This is a genomic window from Nitrococcus mobilis Nb-231, from assembly GCF_000153205.1.
GTDB lineage: Bacteria > Pseudomonadota > Gammaproteobacteria > Nitrococcales > Nitrococcaceae > Nitrococcus > Nitrococcus mobilis.
This window is the reverse complement of sequence record NZ_AAOF01000043.1, coordinates 1-1,058: the sequence shown is the minus strand read 5'-3', so window position 1 is coordinate 1,058 and position 1,058 is coordinate 1. Positions and strand designations below refer to the sequence as shown.

Genomic DNA, 1,058 nt, shown 5'->3' with positions numbered 1-1,058 from the left:
CCGACCTATGCCGCCGGGTTCATGACATTCGGCTGGGGGTGTCACAGCAGCGAACCGCGACAGACTCCGCTAAACGAAATCGAGCGGCGCCTGGCACCGCTCGACCTCAAGACAAAATATTATACAGCCGCCGCACATGTCGCGAGTTTTGCGCTACCTGGCTATATCGAAGCGCTTAAAAAATAGAAGCACCTCCGGGAGGGGAAGCAGGTCGGCTGGGTCACAAATTCAGATCTAACCCCACAGCTCTTTGCTGGCGATCTTCGCACCTTCAACCATTGCCGCGAACTTAGCCCACACGATTGTTGGGTGTACTTCGGGTTCGGCCATCGCCTGTGTCCCGAAGCCACAATCGCCACCAGCCATCACGTTTTCTTTGCCAACAACAGAGGCGTAGCGCAACAGACGTTCGGCAACCAGTTCGGGATGTTCAACCAGCAAGGATGAATGTGTGATAACGCCAGGAATCACAGTCTTACCTTCTGCAAGATCGATATCTTCCCACAACTTCCACTCATGTTCATGACGTGGGTTCGCCGCCTCGAATGATACCGCATCGGCATTAATCTTGAGGATGATATCGATGAAGTCTTTCATCTCCATATCATGGACACGCGGCCCCATATTGATACCGTAACAGGTGTGGTAACGCACCCGGTCCGACGGGATACCCTTTAGGGCATGGTTGATGCCTTCAACCTGCTTCTCAGCCCAGGCGCGGCATTCATCGACCGATTTATCAGGATTCTTGACGTAGTAATTGATCAAGCGCGGATCATCGATTTGCAGCAAAAAGCCGGCGTCGGTGATCGCCTTGTATTCGACATTCATGGCCTCCGCGATGGCAAACAGGAAGGCTTCGTCATCTTCATAATGATCATTGAGAACATTACCTGCGATATCACAGGGTGAAATTGCAGGCACGAAGGCCTCCGCAACATTATTCGCCTTCACAGCTTTCGTAAGATTGTCGAGATCGCGTTCGAGCAGCGCATTGCCTTTGTAGGTGAGCTTTTCTGTACAGGCCATTTGCGCATTACTCGGATTGGAGCCCCGCC

General features: G+C 52.6%; 2 protein-coding genes. One reads left to right on the top strand and one right to left on the bottom strand.

All coding sequences use genetic code 11. From position 1 onward, the window contains the following. The coding region (locus tag NB231_RS19280) for a class I SAM-dependent methyltransferase (RefSeq protein WP_004998480.1) at window positions 1-186 on the top strand (186 nt) is incomplete at its 5' end. Window positions 187-234: 48 nt separating this feature from the next. Here the strand turns inward: NB231_RS19280 and NB231_RS00040 are convergent. Then, window positions 235-1,058: epoxyalkane--coenzyme M transferase (locus tag NB231_RS00040; protein ID WP_004998479.1), on the bottom strand; the 824-nt coding region annotated here is incomplete at its 5' end.